We start from the raw sequence: 18,040 nt of genomic DNA on the forward strand, positions 1-18,040 counted from the left end.
AACTCGCCACCCGCTACAAGGCCGGAGTCCACCTGGCCGCACTCATCCTCTGGCTCCGCGAACCCACCCAAGATCCTTTGTCAGACAGTGCCTAGCGGGGCAGGCGGTCCAACACAGCACGAAACCTCTCCCGCCCTGCCGTGACGCTCGCGTCCCACAGGCCTGAGGCGTCACCGCGCAGCGAAAGAGACTGGAGCCGTTGTTCCTCGGCGAGGAAGCCAGCACCTGCCACGTTCTGGTCGAGCATTCCCATTGCGGTGAGCGCCGCGTGGCCACAGGACACCGCGTCGTCAGCGTTTCCCGAGCCGTGGGCCAGGAGGGCATACCGCAGGCAGAGGGCAGCGAAGAAGGCGTAGGTGTCGGCGACATCGGTGATCCCCTCCTCGTTCGGCTGAAGCTCTGGGAACCGCTCCAGCTGGCGCACGCCCTCGGCGGCGTTGGCGAGCGGCCGGTCGGCATACCAGAGATCGCGTACGGACTCCGCATAGAAGTCCAGGTCGGCTTCCCGCCCCGGCGCGCCCGCCCGCAGGCCCACGAACAGTGGCGCCATACGTTCGGCGCAGGCGGCGGCATACAGGCGGATCACCTCGTCACCCCCGTCACGAAGTGCCTCCGTGACGGCCCCCTCCACCAGCGTCTCCATGCCCCACCCTCATTCCGTTCGAACAGATCGACAGGCTACACAGCGGGCTGAGGACCGCCGCTTGACGAGTTAGGCGCCTGAGGTGTCTACACCGCCCGGTGGGACCTGTCCGACCTCACCGACCGCCGCCGCCCACCCACCCCCGCACCCGGCCCGGACCGGCAACCCCCGGCCGATCCCGGCGAGCCGGCCGCGCCCCGGTCCCCGGGCCAGGGGTCGTCGTCGAGCGGCAGCTCCGCAACTCAGTTCCGGGCGGCGGTGAGGTTCAGAGCGGTGCCGACCACCTGGTAGGTGAAGTCGTTCCACTCCTCCAGGACCCATGGCTCGTCGGGTGGAGGTCCGTGCACCGGACGGTCCATCCGGGAGCGACGCCGCTTGTGGTGCGCGGCGAGCGGGTTGTCGGCGCGCGAGCCCGGGTATCACAGAGCGGAATTGCAGAAAGGGGTTCGCGCGGGCGGGATCTTTCATCCCGCCCGCGCGAGCCGGAGCAACCCGTCTGGGGAGTCCTTCAAGCCAGGTCAGTTGAGCTGGTCCGGGTGCGGGCCGGTGCGCAGGTTGCGGTCGAGGCCGGCGATCGTGGCCATCTCGTCGTCGGTGAGGACGAAGTCGAAGACGTCGAGGTTTTGGCGGATGCGCGCGGGCGTCACCGACTTGGGGATGACGATGTTGCCGAGCTGCAGGTGCCAGCGCAGGACGACCTGGGCCGGGGACTTGCCGTGCCGGCCGGCGATGGCCGTGACGGCCTCGTCCTTGAGGACGGCGCCCTGGGCGAGCGGGCTCCACGCCTCGGTGGCGATGCCCAGTTCGGCGTGCACGGCACGCAGTTCGCTCTGCTGCAGGCCGGGGTGCAGCTCGACCTGGTTGACGGCCGGGACGAGATCGGCGCCGTCGATCAGCCGCTTCAGGTGGTCGGGCTGGAAGTTGGAGACGCCCGCGGTGCGGACCCGGCCGTCGCCGACGAGCTTCTCGATGGCCTCCCAGGTCTCCTTGTACAGGTCACGGGCCGGGGTGGGCCAGTGGATCAGATACATATCGACGTAGTCGAGGCCCAGCTTGGCCAGGCTGTCGTCGAAGGCGCGGAGCGCGGCGTCGTATCCCTGGTCGGCGTTCCACAGCTTGGTGGTGACGAACAGGTCTTCGCGGGCGATCCCGGAGGCCGCGAGGGCCTTGCCGACGCCGGCCTCGTTGCCGTAGATCGCGGCGGTGTCGATGGAGCGGTAGCCCGCCTCCAGGGCGGAGGAGACGGCGGCGGTGGTCTCTTCGTCCGGGACCTGGAAGACGCCGAAGCCGAGCTGCGGGATCTCGACGCCGTTGTTGAGCGTGACGGTGGGGATGATGGTGTTCGATGCCATGGTGCGGGTGACCTTTCAGGCGGTGCGGGTCGGCAGGTTGGCGCCGCTCGTACGGGTGGTCAGGGTGTAGTGGACGGTCTGGGCGCTGATGAGTCCGTCGCGGAAGACGAACGTGTCGACGCCGTCGGTGACCTCGTGGGTGTCGGTGGTGGCGCTCCACTGCAGGAACAGCACGTCACCGGCGAACTGCGGGGTCAACTCCCAATCGGCGTCCGGAAGATCGGCGAGCAGGGCGCCGATGCCCCGTCGTACTCCCTCGCGTCCCGTGAGAATGCCCTCGGGGGTGAGGAAGACGGCGTCCTCGGTGTAGTTCTGGCTGATCAGGTCGAGGTTGCCGGTGCCGAGCCGGTTGCCGTGGTCGGCGAAGACCTCCTGCGGGGTGCGGCTCATCGGTCGAGTTCCGTGAGCGCGTCGACGGCCGCGGCGGCGAAGCCGTGGTCCTGCTCGGGGGCGCCGCCGCCGACACCGATCGCGCCGATCAGTCGGCCGTCGCGGTGGACGGGGATGCCGCCGGCGATGAAGAGGAGCGGCTTGTCGAGGGCGGTGGGCAGCGAGTGGAACGGCCCGTCGGGCTTGACCAGGTCGACCAGGTCGGCGGTGGGCGCGTTGAGCTGCAGCGCGGTGTACGCCTTGCGGGTGCTGGTCTCGCCGGAGATCAGGACAGCCTGGTCGTCGCGGCGGAAGGCAAGCAGATGGCCGCCCGCGTCGAGGACGGTGACGCTGACCGTGACCCCGGCGGCCTCCGCTGCGCGACGGGCGGCGGTGATCAGGGTATCGGCGTCCTGCGTGGTCAGGGGCGTGATGGGGGTCTGTGCGGTGTTGGTGCTCATGAGGGCTTCTTTCTCAGGAGGAGTGTCTCGGAGGGCCGGAGGGAGAGGGCCCGGGCCGTGGAGGGAGGGGCGGGTCAGACCGCGGCCGGGGCGGGTTCGGCGTCCGCGGCCCCGGCGGCGGCGCGGCTCGCCCTGCGGGTGCGCCGGTCTAGGTGGGCCGCAAGGAACGCGAGCAGCAGCGCCGTACCGGAGAGGATCGCGCCGACCCAGTTCGGTGCGGTGAAGCCGAGGCCCGCGGCGATGACGACACCGCCGAGCCAGGCGGCGAGGGCGTTGCCGAGGTTGAAGGCACCGATGTTGGCGGCGGAGGCCAGGGTCGGGGCGGCCGAAGCCTGGTCGAGCACCCACTTCTGCAGCGGCGGCACGGTCGCGAAGCCCAGGGCGCCGATCAGCGAGAGGGTGATCGCGGCGAGGACCTTGTTGTGCGCGGTCGCCGTGAACAGGAGCAGGGCGGCGGTGAGGGCGGCCAGGGCGGTGAAGAGCATCGGCATCAGGGCGCGGTCGGCGAACTTTCCGCCGAGCAGGTTGCCGAGGAACATACCGACGCCGAACAGGACAAGCAGCCAGGTCACGGCGCCCTCGGTGTAGCCGGCGACCTCGGTCATCATCGGCGTGATGTAGGTGATCGCGGCGAACACCCCGCCGTACCCGAGGACGGTCATCGCCATGGCGAGCCAGACCTGGACGTTGCGGAAGGCGGCGAACTCGCCACGGACACTCACCGACTCCGGGCGGCCGGTCTCGGGGATGAGCTTGGCCACGCCGAGGAAGCCGACGACGCCGAGCGCGGCGACGATCGCAAAGGTGACGCGCCAGCCGGCGACCTGGCCGACGTACGTACCGCCGGGGACGCCAACGATGTTGGCCACGGTCAGGCCCATGAACATCAGGGAGATCGCGGAGGCCTTCTTCTGCGGGGCGACCAGGTCGGCGGCGACGACGGAGCCGATGCCGAAGAACGCGCCGTGTGCGAGGGAGGCGACGATCCGGCCGGTCAGCATGAGGCCGAAGCTGGGGGCGAGGGCCGAGAGGGCGTTGCCGGCGATGAACAGGCCCATGAGGAACATGAGCATCTTCTTGCGGGAGACTCGGGTGCCGAGCGCGGTCAGGAGTGGGGCGCCGACGACGACGCCGAGCGCGTAACCGGAGACAAGCCAGCCGGCCGTCGGGATGGTGACGCCGAAGTCTCCTGCGACCTGGGGCAGCACACCCATGATCACGAATTCGGTGGTGCCGATCCCGAAGGCCCCGATGGCGAGGGCCAGGAGCGCGAGTGGCATGGGAGTACCTTCCAGGTGATTGCGTGCGGCGGTTACGTTGCACAACAATAATTGCAAGCGCGGGCTAAGTGCAAGCGTGGGCAAACCTGGCATGTATTAGTCGTCGTATGCAACTATTGAGGGGATGGACTGACAAAGGAGCCCGATGACCGCCACCGCCCCCTCGCTCACCGCCCTGGCCCACGGCTGGTGCGCGCTCTCCCTGCTGCACGGGAGGATCGAGTCCCATCTGGAGCGCGCTCTCCAGGCCGGACACGGACTGAGCGTGCGTGAGTACTCCCTGCTCGACGTGCTCAGCCGTCAGCATGACGGAGAGGGCGGCCACCTGCAGATGAAGCAGGTGGCCGACGCCGTCGTCCTCAGCCAGAGCGCCACCACCCGCCTGGTCACCCGCCTCGAGGACCGCGGCCTGCTCCTGCGCTACCTCTGCCCCACGGACCGCCGTGGGATCTACACCAACGTCTCCGAGGAGGGTCTGCGCCTACTGGAGGAGGCCCGCCCCACCAACGAGGCCGCCCTTCGCGAAGCCCTCACCGAGGCCACCGAGGACCCGCAGCTCGCGCCCCTTGTCCGCACGATCGAGGACACGGGCGTGCCGATGGCGGGCCCCGTGGACTGAAGCGCAGTCCGGCCGCCTCCGCCCCCTGCCGGAGCCGGCCGCGGCAGCGCTAGCTGGCGAACCCGCCCTTGGGTTCGATGATCTCCAGGTTGGTGCCGTCGGGGTCGTTGAAGTACGCGACCTTCGTGCCGAGCGCGGCTTCCGGGGTGACCTCGCCCGCGATGAACGTGTAGTCGTCCCCCAGGAAGTCGTAGCCCGCGTCCTTCATCCGCTGGTGCACCGCGTCGAAGTCGTCGACCTTGAAGCACAGGTGCATGGAGCCGGGCCGGTTGGCCTTGCCGTTGGTGCGCTCGCCCACCGGGTCCTGGAACTGGATCAGGTCGATGCCGAGCCCGTCGATGTTGATCGTCGCGTACCGCAACTTCGCGTTCGGCAGCCCTTGCGTACGGCCGAACGGCTCGCTGTTCATGGTTCCCTGCGCGACTGGATCGCGCCCGGTCAGGGCCGAGTAGAACGCGATGGAGGCGTCCAGATCGGACACCGAGATCCCTACGTGGGCACCCCGGGTGAGGTGCATCGGCGTGTCGGCGACACTCATGGGAGTCCTCCCGGATTCAGGTTTTAAGCACATTTCCCGCAAGTGTTCCAAAAGTGGCGAATTTCGCAATCTGTTGCGCGGGCGGACCTGGCCGGTAAACCGAGCTGTCCACGCCCAACCCCTGCGGCCGCACCGGCCGGAGAACGGCCTGGGCGACAGCGCGAACGAACGCCGGGCGGCCGACCAGTCGCTGCTGGATGTAACAGGAGGGCCGCGATGCCGTCGGCCCGCCGACCCGCGCTCGCGGACGGCTGCCACGAGATCCTCGCCGTCAGTGCGGATGCGCGGGCAGTGGCCCGGGCTCGATCAGGCGTGACGCCGCCTCCGTACCTGCCGCGCGGCCCGGCCGGGGCGCTTGGCGAGTTCTGCGCCCTCGTGATCGGCCCGCGTCGGCGCGAGGCGTGGAGTCCCCACAAGGAGGATGTCACACTTCCGGGCGCGGCCCCCTCCCTGCCGCTCGTACACACAGAGAGCGCGACGCAGGGCGTGGCGGACTTGTCGCACTGGATCCTCGTCTCCTTCGTGGACCCGACGCGCTCGTGCCGGGCAGGACCTCGCGCCGGACGCTGCTATCCCGCAACTGCGGAAGCGTCGTCCGGTCTGCTGCTGGACAACGAGGAGACGGTGTGACCCGTCAGACGGCCGAGGCGCTCACCGCAATGAGTGCCTGGACGGCGCTGCCGCGTCCGGGAGTGGTGGCGAGCCGCCGCAGTACGTGGTCGAAGACGCTACGGTACGGCCAGGATCGCCCCTCAACCTCCCAACGACTCTCCACCTGGAGCGCGATTCGGCGACGGGCGCCACGTCGCCATGGACGTGCGTCTCGTCCGCGGTGGCACACGCCGGGCTCACGTCCCGTGCTTCGGGGAGCCGTCGAGGGTCTCCCGTACCCGTCCGCTCACGGCTCCGACCCCGGTAGGTTGCTCAGGTACCGGCAGCCATCGTCATGAGCACCCGCTGGTGCGCCCGCTTCAGTGCGGTGACGAACGTGACGAGGATGAGGGGCAGGATCGGTACGGAGGCCAGCGGCCACGATCCGGCCTCGCCACCCGCCCCGCAACGCGAAGGCATCCAGGCATGCCGCAGCCCGGGCACGCTGGGGGCGTGTCCGGGCTTGCGTGGTGCGGCGGTCGGGCCTCGTACATCCGTGTCGTCAGGCGGACAGGGTCTTGTGCAGGGCTTCGAGCCCGTCGCGGTAGATCTCGGCGAAGAGGTCTTCCGCTTCCTGTTCGCTGACGCCGTCGGGGTTGAAGCGGCCGGACCACTGGACCTCGGCGACGTCGTCCTTGCCGGGAACCGCGTGGACGCGGAGGGTGGATACGTAGCCGTTGACGGGGAAGGGTGCTTCGAGGATCGCGTAGCTGTAGTGCCGCTCGGCCTCGTCGAATCCGACGAGACGCTCGATGATCACGTCACCGTCGCTGTTGGTCAGGCGCCGGACCCGGCCGCCTTCGAGAGCGGTGCTCTCAGGGATGTAGGGGAGCCAGTCCGGGAGGGCGTCGAAGCCGCCGATGAGGTCCCAGACCTTTTGGGGCGGTGCGAGCACGACGCGGGAGACGGACGTGGAAGCCATGGTCTTCTCCTGTTGCAGTGTGTGTGGGCGGTGGGGGTGTAAGGGGTGATCAGGCGCTGTGAGGGAGCGGTGCGGCCGGGCTGACCAGGTCGGCGGCGCGGAGGTCGGCCCAGAACGCGGCCGGGAGGGTCTCATTCAGGGCTGCGGTGTCCTCGGCGATGCGGCTGGGCCGGGTGGCGCCGGGGATGACGGCGGCGGACACGGGGTGGGCGAGGGAGAACTGCAAGGCGGCGGCCTTGATGCTCACGCCGTGCTTCTCTGCCAGCGCCTTCAGCTTCCCGACGCGCTCGATGATCTCCGTCGGGGCCTGCTGGTACTCGAAGTGGGTGCCGCCCGCGAGGATGCCGGAGCTGTACGGGCCGCCGACGACCATGTCGACGCCCTGCTCCTGGGCCATGGGCAGCAGGCGCGTGAGGGCGTGCGTGTGGTCGAGGAGCGTGTAGCGGCCGGCGAGGAGAAAGCCGTCGGGCTTCGGCTCGTCGAGGGCGAGGGTCAGCTCGATGGGCTCGGTCTTGTTGACGCCGAGCCCCCACGCCTTGATGACGCCCTCGTCGCACAGCCGGGACAGCACCCGAAACGCACCCGTACGGGCTTCCTCGAACTTCTGGAGCCACTGGTCGCCGTGGAAGTCCTGGGCGATGTCGTGGACCCAGACGATGTCGAGCCGGTCGGTGCCCAGTCGCTTGAGCGAGCCCTCGATGGAGCGCTCGGTGGCCTCGGCAGTCCACTCGTGCAGAATCTTGTTCGGATTGCCGTGCTCGAAGATCCCGCCCTTCTCGCCGAGGTCGGCGACCTCGGTCTCGTGCTCGTCGAGGATGACGCGGCCGACCTTCGTGGACAGGACGTACGAGTCACGGGGCTTGGTGGACAGGACCTCTCCCAGACGCTCCTCGGCGAGCCCCGCGCCGTAGAACGGGGCAGTGTCGAAGTAGCGGACACCCTGGTCCCAGGCGGCCTCGACGGTCGCGCGGGCCTCCTCGCCAGGGATCGCGCGGAACATGTTGCCCAGCGGGGCGGTACCGAAGCCGAGCTTGCCGGGAAGGATTTCCTTGAGTGACATGAATGTGCCTTTTCGGTGAGTGGTGCAGGGGCTGGGAAGAGTCCCGGCACAGGGGTGAGGCGCGGGGCCTCTTCGGTTGGGTGGCTCTAACAGGCGCGTCGTGGCAGGGGGCACGCGAGCCGGCTTGCCAGGGCCGATGCACGGGACAAGTGATTGCAGGAGCGCCTTACGAGTTGCAACAATAATTGCATGCGCGGGTTAATGCAAGACGGGGCGCCGCACACGCGCGTCGTACGCAAAGGGTGACCGGACGTCGTGGAGCCTACGGCGAGGCCGTAGCCTGACGACCTGGCCCACGTGTTCGGCGAGGTTGACGGTCGTGTACGGGCCGGTGGAACTGCTGGTAGGCGGAACGGTGCCGTCGGGCGTGGTGACCATGTAGTGGTTCTGCGGCGCAGGGGAGTGGGAGATACCCCGCATCCCGCCGCAGTACGAGCGAGCTGTCCTCGCCGGCGCGGTGGTGCGGGAGAAGCTGCGCACCACCACCACCACCGCCACCGCCACCGCTGTGCGGGGCCCGGCGTACGACGTCGTCGCGCACCAACAGGCGGCGATGCCCGAGAAGCTGCTCGCGCCCGCGGCCGCCGACCCCGAGCACGACGACCAGGAGCCGGAGGCCGGACGCCGGGAGGCGATCGGCCTGACGGCGCTGCGGGCCTTGAGGGAGTCCCGCACGGACATGGAAGCCCTCGATCTCACTGCCGAGCGGCTGCGCCACCTCCAGGACGCGTTCGCCAAGGCCGCCGACGACTCCCGCGCCCGCGCGGACCGCTACGCCGAACAGGGCGATGCCGACGCGCACCCGGTGCGCCAGGACGACCAGCGGGCGCACCGCCCGCAGGAGCCCGGACCGCACCGCGGCCGGGAGGCCGGCCACTGAGTGGACCCGATGCCGCGCACCCGATGCCGTGGTGCGCGCCGACGATGCCCGGCATCCACTCCACCGAGTGGAGTCCACCGGTCGGGAGTGGACGACATCGATGGAACCGGGCTGGAGACGGGCCGGGAGTGGGTGGACCGCCGCGGCCGGCTGGCGGCGCTGGCCGCCGCCTTGCGGCTGGATGTCGCGGACCTGACCGGGCAGCCCTACCCGCCGCTCGGACAGGAGCACGCGGCGGTGCGGGCGGTCGCCTTCCACCTGCGGCGCAGCCTGGTCCGCCGACAACCGGATACGGCCCCCGGCGTGCTGCTGGAGGAGCTGGCGGAGCGGACCCGGGCCGCCGCACGGGCCGACTCCGCGGGCGACGAGCACCATCTCGCGCTCGCGCTGCCGGAATTGATCGAGGCGGCCGACCGCGCGCTGGCTGCCGCTGCGGGGCCCGGCCGGGAAGAGGCGGTGCGCCTGCGCGTGGACGCGCATGTGCTGGCCGCCGGACTGCTTCGGCGCCTGGGTTACAAGGACCTGGCGTGGATGCTGCTGCACCGGGCCCGCCCCGGCACCCGCGAACCGCTTCCGGTACTGGTCGAGGAGGTGCGCCTGCTGAACGACTTCGGCCTGTCTCAGCACCCTCCGGCAAGCAGCGCCTGGACTGGTCGGCCAGATGATCTTCCGCGGGATCCGCTACATGCCCCGCTATCAGCAGCTCTACCACTGCTTCGAGAAGGCCAAGGCTCTTGAGGCATGGGACTACTGGAACAACGAGGGCATACCAACACCCTTCAATGGAACCCTCCCCAAAGGGGAAATAGGTATAAACCCCGCCTGCCCCAGGTCGGCAGTCAGGGTATGGACGGCGGAAAGAGACAGGCCGCCCGCACAGCCGCCAGCGGCGACGACCGCTGCCGGGAGGGCGCGGACGCTCCATGCGGGCGAGCCAGGTCGTGAGCAGCGTTTCCAGTGTCTCGGCCTCGGTGGGCGTCAGCAGATTCAGCAAGTGGCGTTCGCTGCGCATGTGGTCGGTGAACGCCCGGTCGATCAGTTCGCGTCCAGGTGTGGTGAGGGCGACGATCCGGCCACGCTGGTCGTCGGGCCGCGCGGGCCGGCCAGTATGCGCTCTGCATCGCGATCACCTCAAGACGGAGCTCTCAGGAGCAGAACAGGACCCGCTTGCGCAGGAGGCCGAAGCCGGCGCGGCCGTCAGGACCTGGACTGGTCCTCGGATACCGGCGCACCCGGAGGCGGATCACAACCCGCCGCGAGCCCAACGGCCGCTCGTCCACGCTGCGTTGGTACAAGCTGTGCACGCGTCTTGCCTGCTTCCGGCAGTCCGGGCACTGGCCCGGCCGACCGGTGGACACTGCCTCCACCACCAGGGCAACGGAGGAGTCGCTGACACGCTCCATTCGCATACCGATCCCAGGAAACAGCACGTCCTCAACCGTCTTGTTCGCCACGGTAGGACACACACTGCCGAGTGGATCTCCCGTTCCTGCCCCTGACCTGGGGATTCACGGAACTGCGGACAGATCCGTGATCTTCCCCAGCGCTCCGTGGGTTCCCCACTTTGTTGAGGGGTTGAGCAAGTAGGGAAGATCGGGATCGCGGAGCGCGTAGAGGAACGCCGCTGGGCCGTTGTGGGGATGCGCTGAATCATTGGGTGAGGTTGCGGACTTGTCGAGGAGCCTGTAGCCGGAGACGACGTCGGAGTCACCCGGCAGGCCGGCCGTGCTGATGGGGCTCTGGCTGGGCTCCGCTCCCCCCGCCGTCTGCCCACGTGATGGGGTCACTCGCCCAGTGGTCCAGCGCGTCGTCAAGCAGCTTGGCGGCCTGCGCCTCGCTCATCTCCTTGATGGCTGCGAGCGCCGCGGCGCCGTCGCCGCTCGCGTTGGCGGCCGTCAACGCGAGCGACCACGACCTGGTCGTCGCTGACACGGTGAACGCCTGGACGCAATGTCCCGGCTGCCGCTACAAAGGAGCGGCTCCGGCAGCGGCCTTCTTCGTCTGCCATGGGAGAGGCCGCTGTCGGAGCGTCGGCTGCCCGCCTACTGACCGGCGGTGTGCTGTGCCTTCAGATACACGGTGTAACCGATGACCGACGGGACAGGCACGTTGAGTTTCCCTGCCGTCTTCGTCAGCATTTCTTCCTGACCCAGGATCGATCCTGAAAACGGATTCACGATGAACGTGTAGCGGGTGGGCAAACCGCTGCGGGATGACTCCGCAGAGAACGCCTGTCCCACCCGGCCGGCACGGTCAGTGACCTTTCCATCGAATCGCAGGCCGGGAAGCTCCGCGATGGCATTCAGCAGCGTGGTCCGCTGGACAGGGGAGAGGGCCTGGTTGCGCAGCAGTTCTCCGGTGGTCTCGGCCGCGCCCATCGCGTCGGTGAAGGGCACGTTCCCCCTATTGAGCCAGGCCTTGAGGGCTGCGGGATCTGCCGGGGCAGGGGCCCACTTGGTCGTGTACGTCTCGGTGTGCTTGCCCTCGCCCGTCCGTCGCTCGGTCCCCGACCCGTCTGCCCTCGTCACTGTTTGGTGATCCTCGGCGACGATCTCCGACGTGACGGAGTCATCGGCGTAGACCCGGGTGTTCAACGACCAGTCGTTGTAGTGCAAGCGGCTTCCCGGGCCGGTGGGCTCCCGCAGAGTGGCGGCCTGCTCGGCGATCCGCTTGAGCATGGCGCTGGGCGACAGTGTGGTACTGACCGTGGTGTAGTGCAGCGGCGACGGTGTGGCCGCATACGCGGATCCGCCCGATCCCTGCGGCAGCACCGCGAGGGCCACCGTGGCGGCCGCACATGCAGCGCCCAAGGCAAGACCAAGCCGGACCTGTGGCTTGCGCCCCCGTCTGGCGGCGGGCAGGTGCGCGGTCACAGCGGCAACGCGCATGATCCGCTCCAGATCGTTCCGCGCCCGCTGGGCATCCCCGAGGATGTCACGAGCGGGATCGGCGTCCTGCATGAGCGTCCGCACTTCTTCGGTCATGCGCATTGTGTGTCCTCCAGGTTCACGGTCTTCAGGCTGGGCGTGGTCGTGGCTTCGGCGCGGGACAGCGCGTGACGGAGGCGGCTTCGGGCTCGGTGCAGCCGCACCGAGAACGTGGCGGCCGTACACCCCGCAACCCGGGCGGCCTCACGGACGTTCAGGCCTTCCCAGCCGATCAGTGCCAGCACTTCCCGGTCGCTCTCGCCCAAGCTCAGCCAGGCGCGACGCACCTCGTGACGAACCGTCACCTGGTCGGCGACATCTCTCGACACAGCGGCCTGGCCATCCCACTGTCCTGCCAGGTGCTCTGTGCGCTCCGTGCCCCGCACATGGCTGGAGACAACCTTGCGGGCCACGCCGTACAGCCACGGCAGCACCATGTTTGTTGGCACCTGGTCCAGACGCCGCCACACCACCGTGAACACCTCAGCCGCCACGTCAGGTGCAGCATCCGCACCCACCCGACGCCATGCGTAGCGCAACACCGCGTTGTAATGCTTCGCGTATATCGCCCGGAACTCGTCCGAGCCTGGTCTTCCCACGAACACTCCCTCGTCTTCGGCCTACACCCCCGTCTATGCCGCGACACAGCCGTTTCTTACAGACACGCGGAAAGGTGATGCGTACGCCGAGCTCGGCGTGAGGTCCGGCATCGGATTCGCGATCGTGTTCCGCTGCATACGCGAGGTCGTCGAGGTGCTGTCCGCCCTCGCCCCGTCCCTGACCGAGGCGAGGGAGGGCATCGGGACGAAGGCATGCGTCATCGTCGACGGCATCGCAGCTGCGGCCGGCTCCTCGACGGACGTGTGCTCGATCGCTCCCACTTGGCGTCTCTCCTTGATCAGCAGATCCGCCGTTGATCAGACACTCCCTCCCGAGAGCGATTGACCGCTGCGACAGAGTTTCGGAAGAGGTACTTGGCCGGACAGATGGGCAGACTGACGACACATCGAAGCTCCGGTTCTTCAGGGCGACTTGGAGTGTCTTTGGCGACAGAAGGGGGACGTCCTCACCATCGAGCCCTTCGGCCGGCTCACGACGGCCCAGCGGAACGAGGTGCTGGAGGAGGCCGAGGGACTGCTTCGGGCGCTGTCCGGCGCGTCGGCGTCATACGACATCCGTTCGGGACCGTGGCCACGTAAGCCACGTACGTCACTCGAGCCGCACAGCGCCCGTACGTCCGTCCGGGGTACTCAGTCCGCGCGGCCCGTCACCGCCACCGTCACCCCGAGCCCGATCAGGGTGCAGCCGCCCGCGCCCCCGATCAGCGACAGCCGACGGTCCGAGCCGGCGAACCAGGAGCGGGCCGCCGACGCCGTCAGCCCCCACAGGGTGTCGGTGACCAGCCCGATGGAGATCGGGATCAGACCGAGCACCAGCATCTGCACCGGCACCCGCCCCGCCGAGTGGTCCACGAACTGCGGCAGCACCGCCGCGAAGAAGACCAGCCCCTTGGGGTTGGTGAGGCCGACGAGGGCGCCGTTCAGGACGGTCCGCAGATCGCCGCGCGCCGCGGCCGCGGGCTCCTGCCGCAACGCCGAGGCCCTCATCTCCTTGCGGTGCCGGAACGCCCGCACCCCCAGCAGGACCAGATACGCGGCACCCGCCAGCTTCACCACCAGGAAGACGGTCAGCGAGCGCTCCACCAGCGAGCCGATCCCGAAGGCGACTGCGGCCACCAGCAGATACGAGCCGACGACATTGCCCAGAACCGTCATCACCGCCGTGCGCCGGCCGTGCGCGAGCGCCCGCCCGATCACGAACAGCACACTCGGCCCGGGAATCACGATCACCAGCAGCGACATCGCCGCGAACGCCAGGAACCGGTCTGTGGACATCATGGGGCCCTTTCTTTGTGTAAGCCCTGGTGCTGACGTTTCTTCTGTGTCGTGCGGTGGTGCTATTGGTTGTCGGTGACGCAGTCGCCGTAGTAGCCGGCGAGGGTGTTGATGGCCTCCTTCCAGTTGTGGGTCCGGCAGTTGTGGGTCCGGCCGGTGGGGTTGTGCCGGTTGGACTGCCGGTCCCAGATCACGAGGTGGAGCACCTTGAGAGGCGCCTCCTCGGACTCTGCTGACGAATTTGCCTACAGAGAGTGACCGGGGGTGCGAGGGCGGCGATGCGCGAGACGCGTGGGTATCCGAACGGGGTGCCGGTAGCCCAGGAGTCAAGGCGGGTGAGGTTGATCGCGGTCACGGTGAGAACGGTGCTGGACGGCGGTCTCGGCCATCCCTCGGTAGCGGCGCAGGCCGAAGTCGCGGACGGCCTGTGAGATGGTGCCCGTTTACGTCACGTCGATTTCGCAGCTGGTGGCCGTCGGGAGCGATGCGTTTGAGGACTACAAGGTCGCCCAGTGGTCGATGAGCCCGTCGTTCCAGTCGATGGCACCGGTGTCGGTCGTCAGGGCCTCGATGATGGTGGTCCCGCGGCCGTGTTCGTCCGGGGGGCGGCTTGCAGGTGCAGAGGCATCGGCAGTGGCAGGACCGCCATCGGTGACCTCGATCAGCAGCGCCTCCGTAGAGATGCACAGACACAGCGTGATGGGCAGCTGGGCGTACAGCACCGCGTTGGTGACCAGCTCTGAGACGACCAGCAAGGCGTCGTCAAAGGTCTCGCCGTCGATTCCCCACTGGTCCAGCACCGTGCGGGCCTCACGGCGTGCGGCCGAGGGGGAGAGCGGATCACGTTCCAGAGGCAGCCGCCACGTCTCCTCTCCCGGCAGCCCGGATTCTGCAGCGGGGGCCGGGACACCGGCCGGAGGGTGGGCTACGGCCTGCTGGGTAGTGAGGTTCACGGTGATCACTGCCTAGGGAGGAAGTTTCCGACCACCCCAGGACACGGCCACACACCACCGCAGCGATTGAGCAAATCGTACTCACTCTGGCGATCCGCACCTGGATGGACATGTGCGCGACACCGAGACGCAATCCTCGACCCATGCCCTGGATACCGCACTGACCAGCACTGACCTGCACAGTCGGCATGCCCTGTAGCTAGTGCTGCAGCGCCCGGTCAGTGGTTTTACGTCGCAGAGCCGCCGAGTACGAGGGCCTCCTCGAGCCGGTGGCGTCCGCCCTCGCCGACTACAGCCGAGGGCTGGGGGAGTTCCCCCGTCGGGGTGTTTGCCCTGGTCGGCCGTGACGGCGACGTACATGTGAAGTTGGCGTGGCTGCCCGGGCGACGCATTCTTTACCGGTTCCTGGAGCGCGCCCCGTTGCTGCGGCACCCCGGCCGCTGGAGTGATCGCAGTGCTCGACGCCCAAACGAGAGATCTCCAGGTGCTGCTCGATCACGAGCATCACCTTTGGGACATCCGCACCGCCGCAGCGGGCGCCCTCGCGGCGCGCACGTACGAGTGCGACCCGGCCGGCGCCGGGAGGACTCCAGCAACGGTGCGCGCGCCAGGACATACAGGCGGGCATCACCTCCGCCACGGCAAGCGCGCTACCGGCCTGTCCAGCGCGAAAACAAATCCAGGCATTCCTAACTTTTCACTTCAAAGGCATCAAACTAAAGTCGGAAACGGCTCACTGGAAGTGCCCCAGATGACAGCCTTCCGCAAAATGCTTCAGTTCGAGCATCTCACTACCTGTACTACAGCCGTGACTCGCGATCTCGTCTGTCGCGGGTGGCGTAGTGGCAGCGTTTGGTGCGGGTCTGGTGGGTGCGCCGCCAGCGCGACTGGGCGAGCACGATCGTCGGTGGCAGGGGTGCGGTGGCCCAGACGAGCCGGTTGAGCAGGCGGCGGATCTCCTCTGCGGTGTAGCGGATCAGCTTTTCAACACGGCCTGACGATCCCCCTTTTCGGCCTCGCCCAACGGAGCTGTCGGGGTGGGCAACTGGTCTGGTTCTTCGGGGCGTTGGAGGTCGCGGCTGCGGGTGTCGGTGATGGTCAGGAAGGCCAGGGCGGCCGTGGACAGGGTGATGTGGCGGTGCCAGGCGTCCCATGTACGGACCTCGTAGTGGTCCAGTCCGCAGTCGGACTTCGCGGTCTCAAAACAATCTTCAATGGACCAGCGCAGACCCATCACCCGGACGATCTCGCCGATCGGGGTGCCGGCCTTGGCGTGGACGGCGAAGTAAGCGATCTGGGTCGGATCGGCGATCGAGCGCCGCACCAGCAGCAGATGAAGGTAGCCGCGGCGGGGACCGCCCTCGGCGCCGCCGGGCCAGGTCACCTCGGCCAGTGCCCAGTCGTAGGAACGCAGGCCCTTGGCCGCGCCCCGCACGAGCGGCGCTCGAAGAGGAGCGGGACGGCGGCGGCGAACGCGTCCACCCGCAGGTTTCCGGTGCCGTGCGTGTGCACCGTCTCGTCCACGGGGACGGCCATGACATACGGGATGCGGCGGCGCTCCAGGGCGGCGCGGAGTTTACGGTCCTGGCCATAGGCGCTGTCGGCGGCCACCCAGCCGAAGGGGACCTTCGCCCGCCGGCACCGTTCGATCATGCGCCGGCCCAGCTCCGGCTTGGTGGTCACCGCCTTCGCCCGCCGGCGCGGGATGTGCTGGGCGCGGCAGCGATCCGCGCCGTCGCACCACGCGGCGGGCAGATACAACTCCCGGTCGATCAGCGCCCGCCCGGTGTCGGTGGCGTAGGCGCAGAACACCGCGACCTGGCAGTTCTCGATCTGGCCGGTGATCCCGGCGTACTGCGGGGCCACCCCGGCCGACATCCGGCCCTTCTTGAGGAACGCGGTCTCGTCCAGCACCAGCACCCCGTCCGGGCGGGCCAGGAACACCACGACGAACGACCGCAGAACGTCGCGGAGTTGATCGGCGCACCAAGTCGAGCGGCCCAGGAACCACTGCACCCGATCCGGGCTCTCGTGTCCGACATGCTCGGCAATCTGCCAGCCGTTCTTCCGTTCGACCGGCGCGATCAACGCCTTCACATACGCCATCGCCATCCGGCGCGGCTCGACCCGACCGAAGACCCCCGCCAGAGACGCGAAGAAGTCATCGAACCAGCCCGCCCAGACCCGTACCGCCCGCTCCGTACTCACAGAGAGACGGGCCTTGACCCCGGATCCTGGACACGGGTTTTGCGGCTGGGGTCAGCGTAGTTGGTGTTGTTCGGGACGCTGCTTCGTAGGCGATCGGGCTGCGGTGTCCGAGGTGGGAGTGACGGCGTCGGGTGTTGTAGCGGTGCAGCCAGCCGAACGCATCGAGGCGGGCCTCGCGCTCGCTGGACCAGTGCTTGCGGCCCTGGAGCGTCTCGCGTTTGAACGTCGCGTTGAAGGACTCGGCGAGTGCGTTGTCCGCGCTGGAGCCGATCACGCTCATCGACTGGCGGACGCCGGCCTGGCGGCAGGCTTCGGCGAAGGCCCGGCTGGTGTACTGGGCTCCGTGGTCGGTGTGCATGACCGCTCCGGCGAGGCTGCCGCGGGTGCGTTCGGCGGCGGCCAGGGCGTCGGTGACAAGGTCGGTGCGCATGTGGTCCTCGATCGCCCAGCCGGCCAGACGGCGCGAGGCGAGGTCGATGACGGTGGCCAGGTAGAGGAACTTCCCGCCCTCCAGCGGGAGATAAGTGATGTCGCCGACGTACTTCGTGTTCGGCTCACTCGCGGTGAAGTCGCGGCCGATCAGGTCCGGAGCCTTCGCCGCGGCCGGGTCCGCGATCGTGGTGCGGTGCCTGCGCCCCAGCCGCACCCCGGCCAGGCCGATGCTCCGCATCACCCGGGCGATCCGCTTGTGATTGATGCGCTCGCCCGTCTCGCGGAGTTCCGCGGTGATCCTCGGGACGCCGTAGGTGCCGCCCGATTCGTGGTGCACGGCCCGTATCCGGGTGGCGAGGCGGCCGTCGGCCGCCCGGCGGGCAGTCCGATCTTCGGCGGTCCGGCGCCAGTAGTAGAAGCTGGAGCGGGCGATGCCCAGGATGCTGCACAGCCGCTTCACGCCGTGGCGGCGCTGGTGGTCGGCGACGAACTGGAAGCGGTTCACCAGCGTGTCTCCCCGGCGAAATACTTGGCTGCCTTGCGCAGGATCTCGCGTTCTTCCTCCAGCTCACGGACCTTCTTGCACAGAGCGGCGTTCTCCGCCTCCAGCGGCGTGGGCGGCTCGGTGGGTGCCTCTGCCCGGCGGCCCCGCGGCCGGCTCGCGCCAGCTGCCCGGACCCAGTTGCGCAGGGTCTCGGGATTGATCCCCAGATCTGCGGCAACCTGCCGGATCGTCGCCACGGGCCGCGACCGGTACAGCGCGACCGCGTCCGCCTTGAACTCCGGCGGATAGTTCTTCATGACCACGAGATGTCCGTTCTCAGATCCTCAGGATCCAGTGTCTCGTGTG

The 18,040-nt window shown here is 68.8% G+C and carries 20 protein-coding genes and 3 pseudogenes; 4 read left to right on the forward strand and 19 right to left on the reverse strand.

Annotated features, from left to right (window positions below):
* Positions 1–91 precede the first annotated feature (91 nt).
* From ACFWBD_RS25520 to ACFWBD_RS25540, 5 genes are all read right to left on the reverse strand, one after another.
* Positions 92–643 (reverse strand): hypothetical protein, encoded by a 552-nt coding sequence (locus ACFWBD_RS25520; protein ID WP_385671047.1) that lies wholly within the window; start codon positions 641–643, stop codon positions 92–94.
* A 518-nt stretch (positions 644–1,161) separates the two neighbouring features.
* Positions 1,162–1,995: an aldo/keto reductase gene (locus tag ACFWBD_RS25525; RefSeq protein ID WP_385671050.1), complete on the reverse strand. Its 834-nt coding sequence runs from the start codon at positions 1,993–1,995 to the stop codon at positions 1,162–1,164.
* A 15-nt stretch (positions 1,996–2,010) separates the two neighbouring features.
* Positions 2,011–2,385 carry a nuclear transport factor 2 family protein gene (locus ACFWBD_RS25530; RefSeq protein WP_385671053.1) on the reverse strand — a complete coding sequence of 125 codons (375 nt, stop codon included), beginning with the start codon at positions 2,383–2,385 and terminating at the stop codon, positions 2,011–2,013.
* Positions 2,382–2,825, reverse strand: coding sequence for a heme-binding protein (locus ACFWBD_RS25535; RefSeq protein ID WP_385671056.1), 444 nt, complete (start codon positions 2,823–2,825; stop codon positions 2,382–2,384). The genes ACFWBD_RS25530 and ACFWBD_RS25535 overlap by 4 nt, the downstream gene beginning before the upstream one ends.
* A 74-nt stretch (positions 2,826–2,899) precedes the next feature.
* Entirely contained in the window at positions 2,900–4,105 is a 1,206-nt protein-coding gene (locus ACFWBD_RS25540) for an MFS transporter (RefSeq protein ID WP_385671059.1), read from the reverse strand.
* 145 nt (positions 4,106–4,250) lie between these two features.
* On the opposite strand from ACFWBD_RS25540, the gene ACFWBD_RS25545 reads away from it, so the two are divergent.
* Positions 4,251–4,724 carry a MarR family winged helix-turn-helix transcriptional regulator gene (locus tag ACFWBD_RS25545; RefSeq protein ID WP_385671062.1) on the forward strand — a complete coding sequence of 158 codons (474 nt, stop codon included), beginning with the start codon at positions 4,251–4,253 and terminating at the stop codon, positions 4,722–4,724.
* 49 nt (positions 4,725–4,773) lie between these two features.
* On the opposite strand, the gene ACFWBD_RS25550 is transcribed toward ACFWBD_RS25545, so the two are convergent.
* Entirely contained in the window at positions 4,774–5,262 is a 489-nt protein-coding gene (locus ACFWBD_RS25550; RefSeq protein WP_385671065.1) for a VOC family protein, read from the reverse strand.
* Between the two features lie 216 nt (positions 5,263–5,478).
* Here ACFWBD_RS25550 and ACFWBD_RS25555 point away from each other — a divergent pair, with 216 nt between their 5' ends.
* Positions 5,479–5,892, forward strand: a complete 414-nt coding sequence (locus ACFWBD_RS25555; RefSeq protein WP_385671068.1) for a hypothetical protein — start codon at positions 5,479–5,481, stop codon at positions 5,890–5,892.
* Positions 5,893–5,896: 4 nt separating this feature from the next.
* Here the strand turns inward: ACFWBD_RS25555 and ACFWBD_RS25560 are convergent, their stop codons facing one another.
* The 4 genes from ACFWBD_RS25560 to ACFWBD_RS25575 all read right to left on the reverse strand — a co-directional run bounded on the left by ACFWBD_RS25560 (position 5,897) and on the right by ACFWBD_RS25575 (position 7,895).
* Positions 5,897–6,103 carry a DUF6183 family protein gene (locus ACFWBD_RS25560; RefSeq protein ID WP_385671071.1) on the reverse strand — a complete coding sequence of 69 codons (207 nt, stop codon included), beginning with the start codon at positions 6,101–6,103 and terminating at the stop codon, positions 5,897–5,899.
* 83 nt (positions 6,104–6,186) lie between these two features.
* Positions 6,187–6,333, reverse strand: a complete 147-nt coding sequence (locus tag ACFWBD_RS25565; protein ID WP_385671075.1) for a hypothetical protein — start codon at positions 6,331–6,333, stop codon at positions 6,187–6,189.
* An 82-nt stretch (positions 6,334–6,415) separates the two neighbouring features.
* Positions 6,416–6,835 (reverse strand): SRPBCC family protein, encoded by a 420-nt coding sequence (locus tag ACFWBD_RS25570; protein ID WP_385671078.1) that lies wholly within the window; start codon positions 6,833–6,835, stop codon positions 6,416–6,418.
* Between the two features lie 49 nt (positions 6,836–6,884).
* Positions 6,885–7,895, reverse strand: coding sequence for an aldo/keto reductase (locus ACFWBD_RS25575; protein WP_385671081.1), 1,011 nt, complete (start codon positions 7,893–7,895; stop codon positions 6,885–6,887).
* A 457-nt stretch (positions 7,896–8,352) separates the two neighbouring features.
* Here ACFWBD_RS25575 and ACFWBD_RS25580 point away from each other — a divergent pair, with 457 nt between their 5' ends.
* Both ACFWBD_RS25580 and ACFWBD_RS25585 read left to right on the forward strand, forming a co-directional pair.
* Positions 8,353–8,775: a hypothetical protein gene (locus ACFWBD_RS25580; protein WP_385671084.1), complete on the forward strand. Its 423-nt coding sequence runs from the start codon at positions 8,353–8,355 to the stop codon at positions 8,773–8,775.
* 87 nt (positions 8,776–8,862) lie between these two features.
* The gene (locus tag ACFWBD_RS25585) at positions 8,863–9,513 is read left to right on the forward strand and encodes a hypothetical protein (RefSeq protein WP_385671087.1); all 651 of its coding nucleotides are present in this window, start codon (positions 8,863–8,865) and stop codon (positions 9,511–9,513) included.
* A 169-nt stretch (positions 9,514–9,682) separates the two neighbouring features.
* On the opposite strand, the pseudogene ACFWBD_RS25590 reads toward ACFWBD_RS25585, so the two are convergent.
* From ACFWBD_RS25590 to ACFWBD_RS25630, 9 genes and pseudogenes are all read right to left on the reverse strand, one after another.
* Positions 9,683–9,862 (reverse strand): annotated as a pseudogene (locus ACFWBD_RS25590) (MarR family transcriptional regulator); the annotation flags it as partial.
* Positions 9,863–9,920: 58 nt separating this feature from the next.
* On the reverse strand, positions 9,921–10,184 hold the full coding sequence (locus ACFWBD_RS25595) for a transposase family protein (protein WP_385671289.1): 264 nt from the start codon (positions 10,182–10,184) through the stop codon (positions 9,921–9,923).
* Positions 10,185–10,817: 633 nt separating this feature from the next.
* On the reverse strand, positions 10,818–11,759 hold the full coding sequence (locus ACFWBD_RS25600; protein ID WP_385671090.1) for a hypothetical protein: 942 nt from the start codon (positions 11,757–11,759) through the stop codon (positions 10,818–10,820).
* Positions 11,756–12,301, reverse strand: coding sequence for an RNA polymerase sigma factor (locus ACFWBD_RS25605; protein ID WP_385671093.1), 546 nt, complete (start codon positions 12,299–12,301; stop codon positions 11,756–11,758). The genes ACFWBD_RS25600 and ACFWBD_RS25605 overlap by 4 nt, the downstream gene beginning before the upstream one ends.
* 651 nt (positions 12,302–12,952) lie before the next feature.
* Positions 12,953–13,600 carry a LysE family translocator gene (locus ACFWBD_RS25610; RefSeq protein WP_385671096.1) on the reverse strand — a complete coding sequence of 216 codons (648 nt, stop codon included), beginning with the start codon at positions 13,598–13,600 and terminating at the stop codon, positions 12,953–12,955.
* A 59-nt stretch (positions 13,601–13,659) separates the two neighbouring features.
* Complete coding sequence (locus ACFWBD_RS25615; RefSeq protein WP_385671099.1) at positions 13,660–13,803, reverse strand: hypothetical protein; 144 nt, start codon at positions 13,801–13,803, stop codon at positions 13,660–13,662.
* Between the two features lie 291 nt (positions 13,804–14,094).
* A complete protein-coding gene (locus ACFWBD_RS25620; RefSeq protein WP_385671102.1) occupies positions 14,095–14,559 on the reverse strand; it encodes an ATP-binding protein in 465 nt (154 codons plus the stop codon).
* Positions 14,560–15,643: 1,084 nt separating this feature from the next.
* A pseudogene (locus tag ACFWBD_RS25625) lies at positions 15,644–16,758 on the reverse strand (IS701 family transposase); the annotation flags it as partial.
* Between the two features lie 58 nt (positions 16,759–16,816).
* A pseudogene (locus tag ACFWBD_RS25630) lies at positions 16,817–17,997 on the reverse strand (IS3 family transposase); the annotation flags it as partial.
* Between the last annotated feature and the right edge of the window lie 43 nt (positions 17,998–18,040).

It is taken from the genome of Streptomyces sp. NPDC060002 (genome assembly GCF_042737245.1).
In the GTDB taxonomy this organism is placed as follows: domain Bacteria; phylum Actinomycetota; class Actinomycetes; order Streptomycetales; family Streptomycetaceae; genus Streptomyces.

What these genes read in the sequence shown, in the direction of transcription:
- ACFWBD_RS25525 (WP_385671050.1), bottom strand. Translation starts at nt 1,995, where the DNA reads ATGGCATCGAACACCATCATCCCCACCGTCACGCTCAACAACGGCGTC.
- ACFWBD_RS25600 (WP_385671090.1), bottom strand. Translation starts at nt 11,759, where the DNA reads ATGACCGAAGAAGTGCGGACGCTCATGCAGGACGCCGATCCCGCTCGT.
- ACFWBD_RS25575 (WP_385671081.1), bottom strand. Translation starts at nt 7,895, where the DNA reads ATGTCACTCAAGGAAATCCTTCCCGGCAAGCTCGGCTTCGGTACCGCC.
- ACFWBD_RS25610 (WP_385671096.1), bottom strand. Translation starts at nt 13,600, where the DNA reads ATGATGTCCACAGACCGGTTCCTGGCGTTCGCGGCGATGTCGCTGCTG.
- ACFWBD_RS25545 (WP_385671062.1), top strand. Translation starts at nt 4,251, where the DNA reads ATGACCGCCACCGCCCCCTCGCTCACCGCCCTGGCCCACGGCTGGTGC.
- ACFWBD_RS25530 (WP_385671053.1), bottom strand. Translation starts at nt 2,385, where the DNA reads ATGAGCCGCACCCCGCAGGAGGTCTTCGCCGACCACGGCAACCGGCTC.
- ACFWBD_RS25550 (WP_385671065.1), bottom strand. Translation starts at nt 5,262, where the DNA reads ATGAGTGTCGCCGACACGCCGATGCACCTCACCCGGGGTGCCCACGTA.
- ACFWBD_RS25565 (WP_385671075.1), bottom strand. Translation starts at nt 6,333, where the DNA reads ATGCCTTCGCGTTGCGGGGCGGGTGGCGAGGCCGGATCGTGGCCGCTG.
- ACFWBD_RS25570 (WP_385671078.1), bottom strand. Translation starts at nt 6,835, where the DNA reads ATGGCTTCCACGTCCGTCTCCCGCGTCGTGCTCGCACCGCCCCAAAAG.
- ACFWBD_RS25595 (WP_385671289.1), bottom strand. Translation starts at nt 10,184, where the DNA reads ATGCGAATGGAGCGTGTCAGCGACTCCTCCGTTGCCCTGGTGGTGGAG.
- ACFWBD_RS25535 (WP_385671056.1), bottom strand. Translation starts at nt 2,825, where the DNA reads ATGAGCACCAACACCGCACAGACCCCCATCACGCCCCTGACCACGCAG.
- ACFWBD_RS25520 (WP_385671047.1), bottom strand. Translation starts at nt 643, where the DNA reads ATGGAGACGCTGGTGGAGGGGGCCGTCACGGAGGCACTTCGTGACGGG.
- ACFWBD_RS25540 (WP_385671059.1), bottom strand. Translation starts at nt 4,105, where the DNA reads ATGCCACTCGCGCTCCTGGCCCTCGCCATCGGGGCCTTCGGGATCGGC.
- ACFWBD_RS25555 (WP_385671068.1), top strand. Translation starts at nt 5,479, where the DNA reads ATGCCGTCGGCCCGCCGACCCGCGCTCGCGGACGGCTGCCACGAGATC.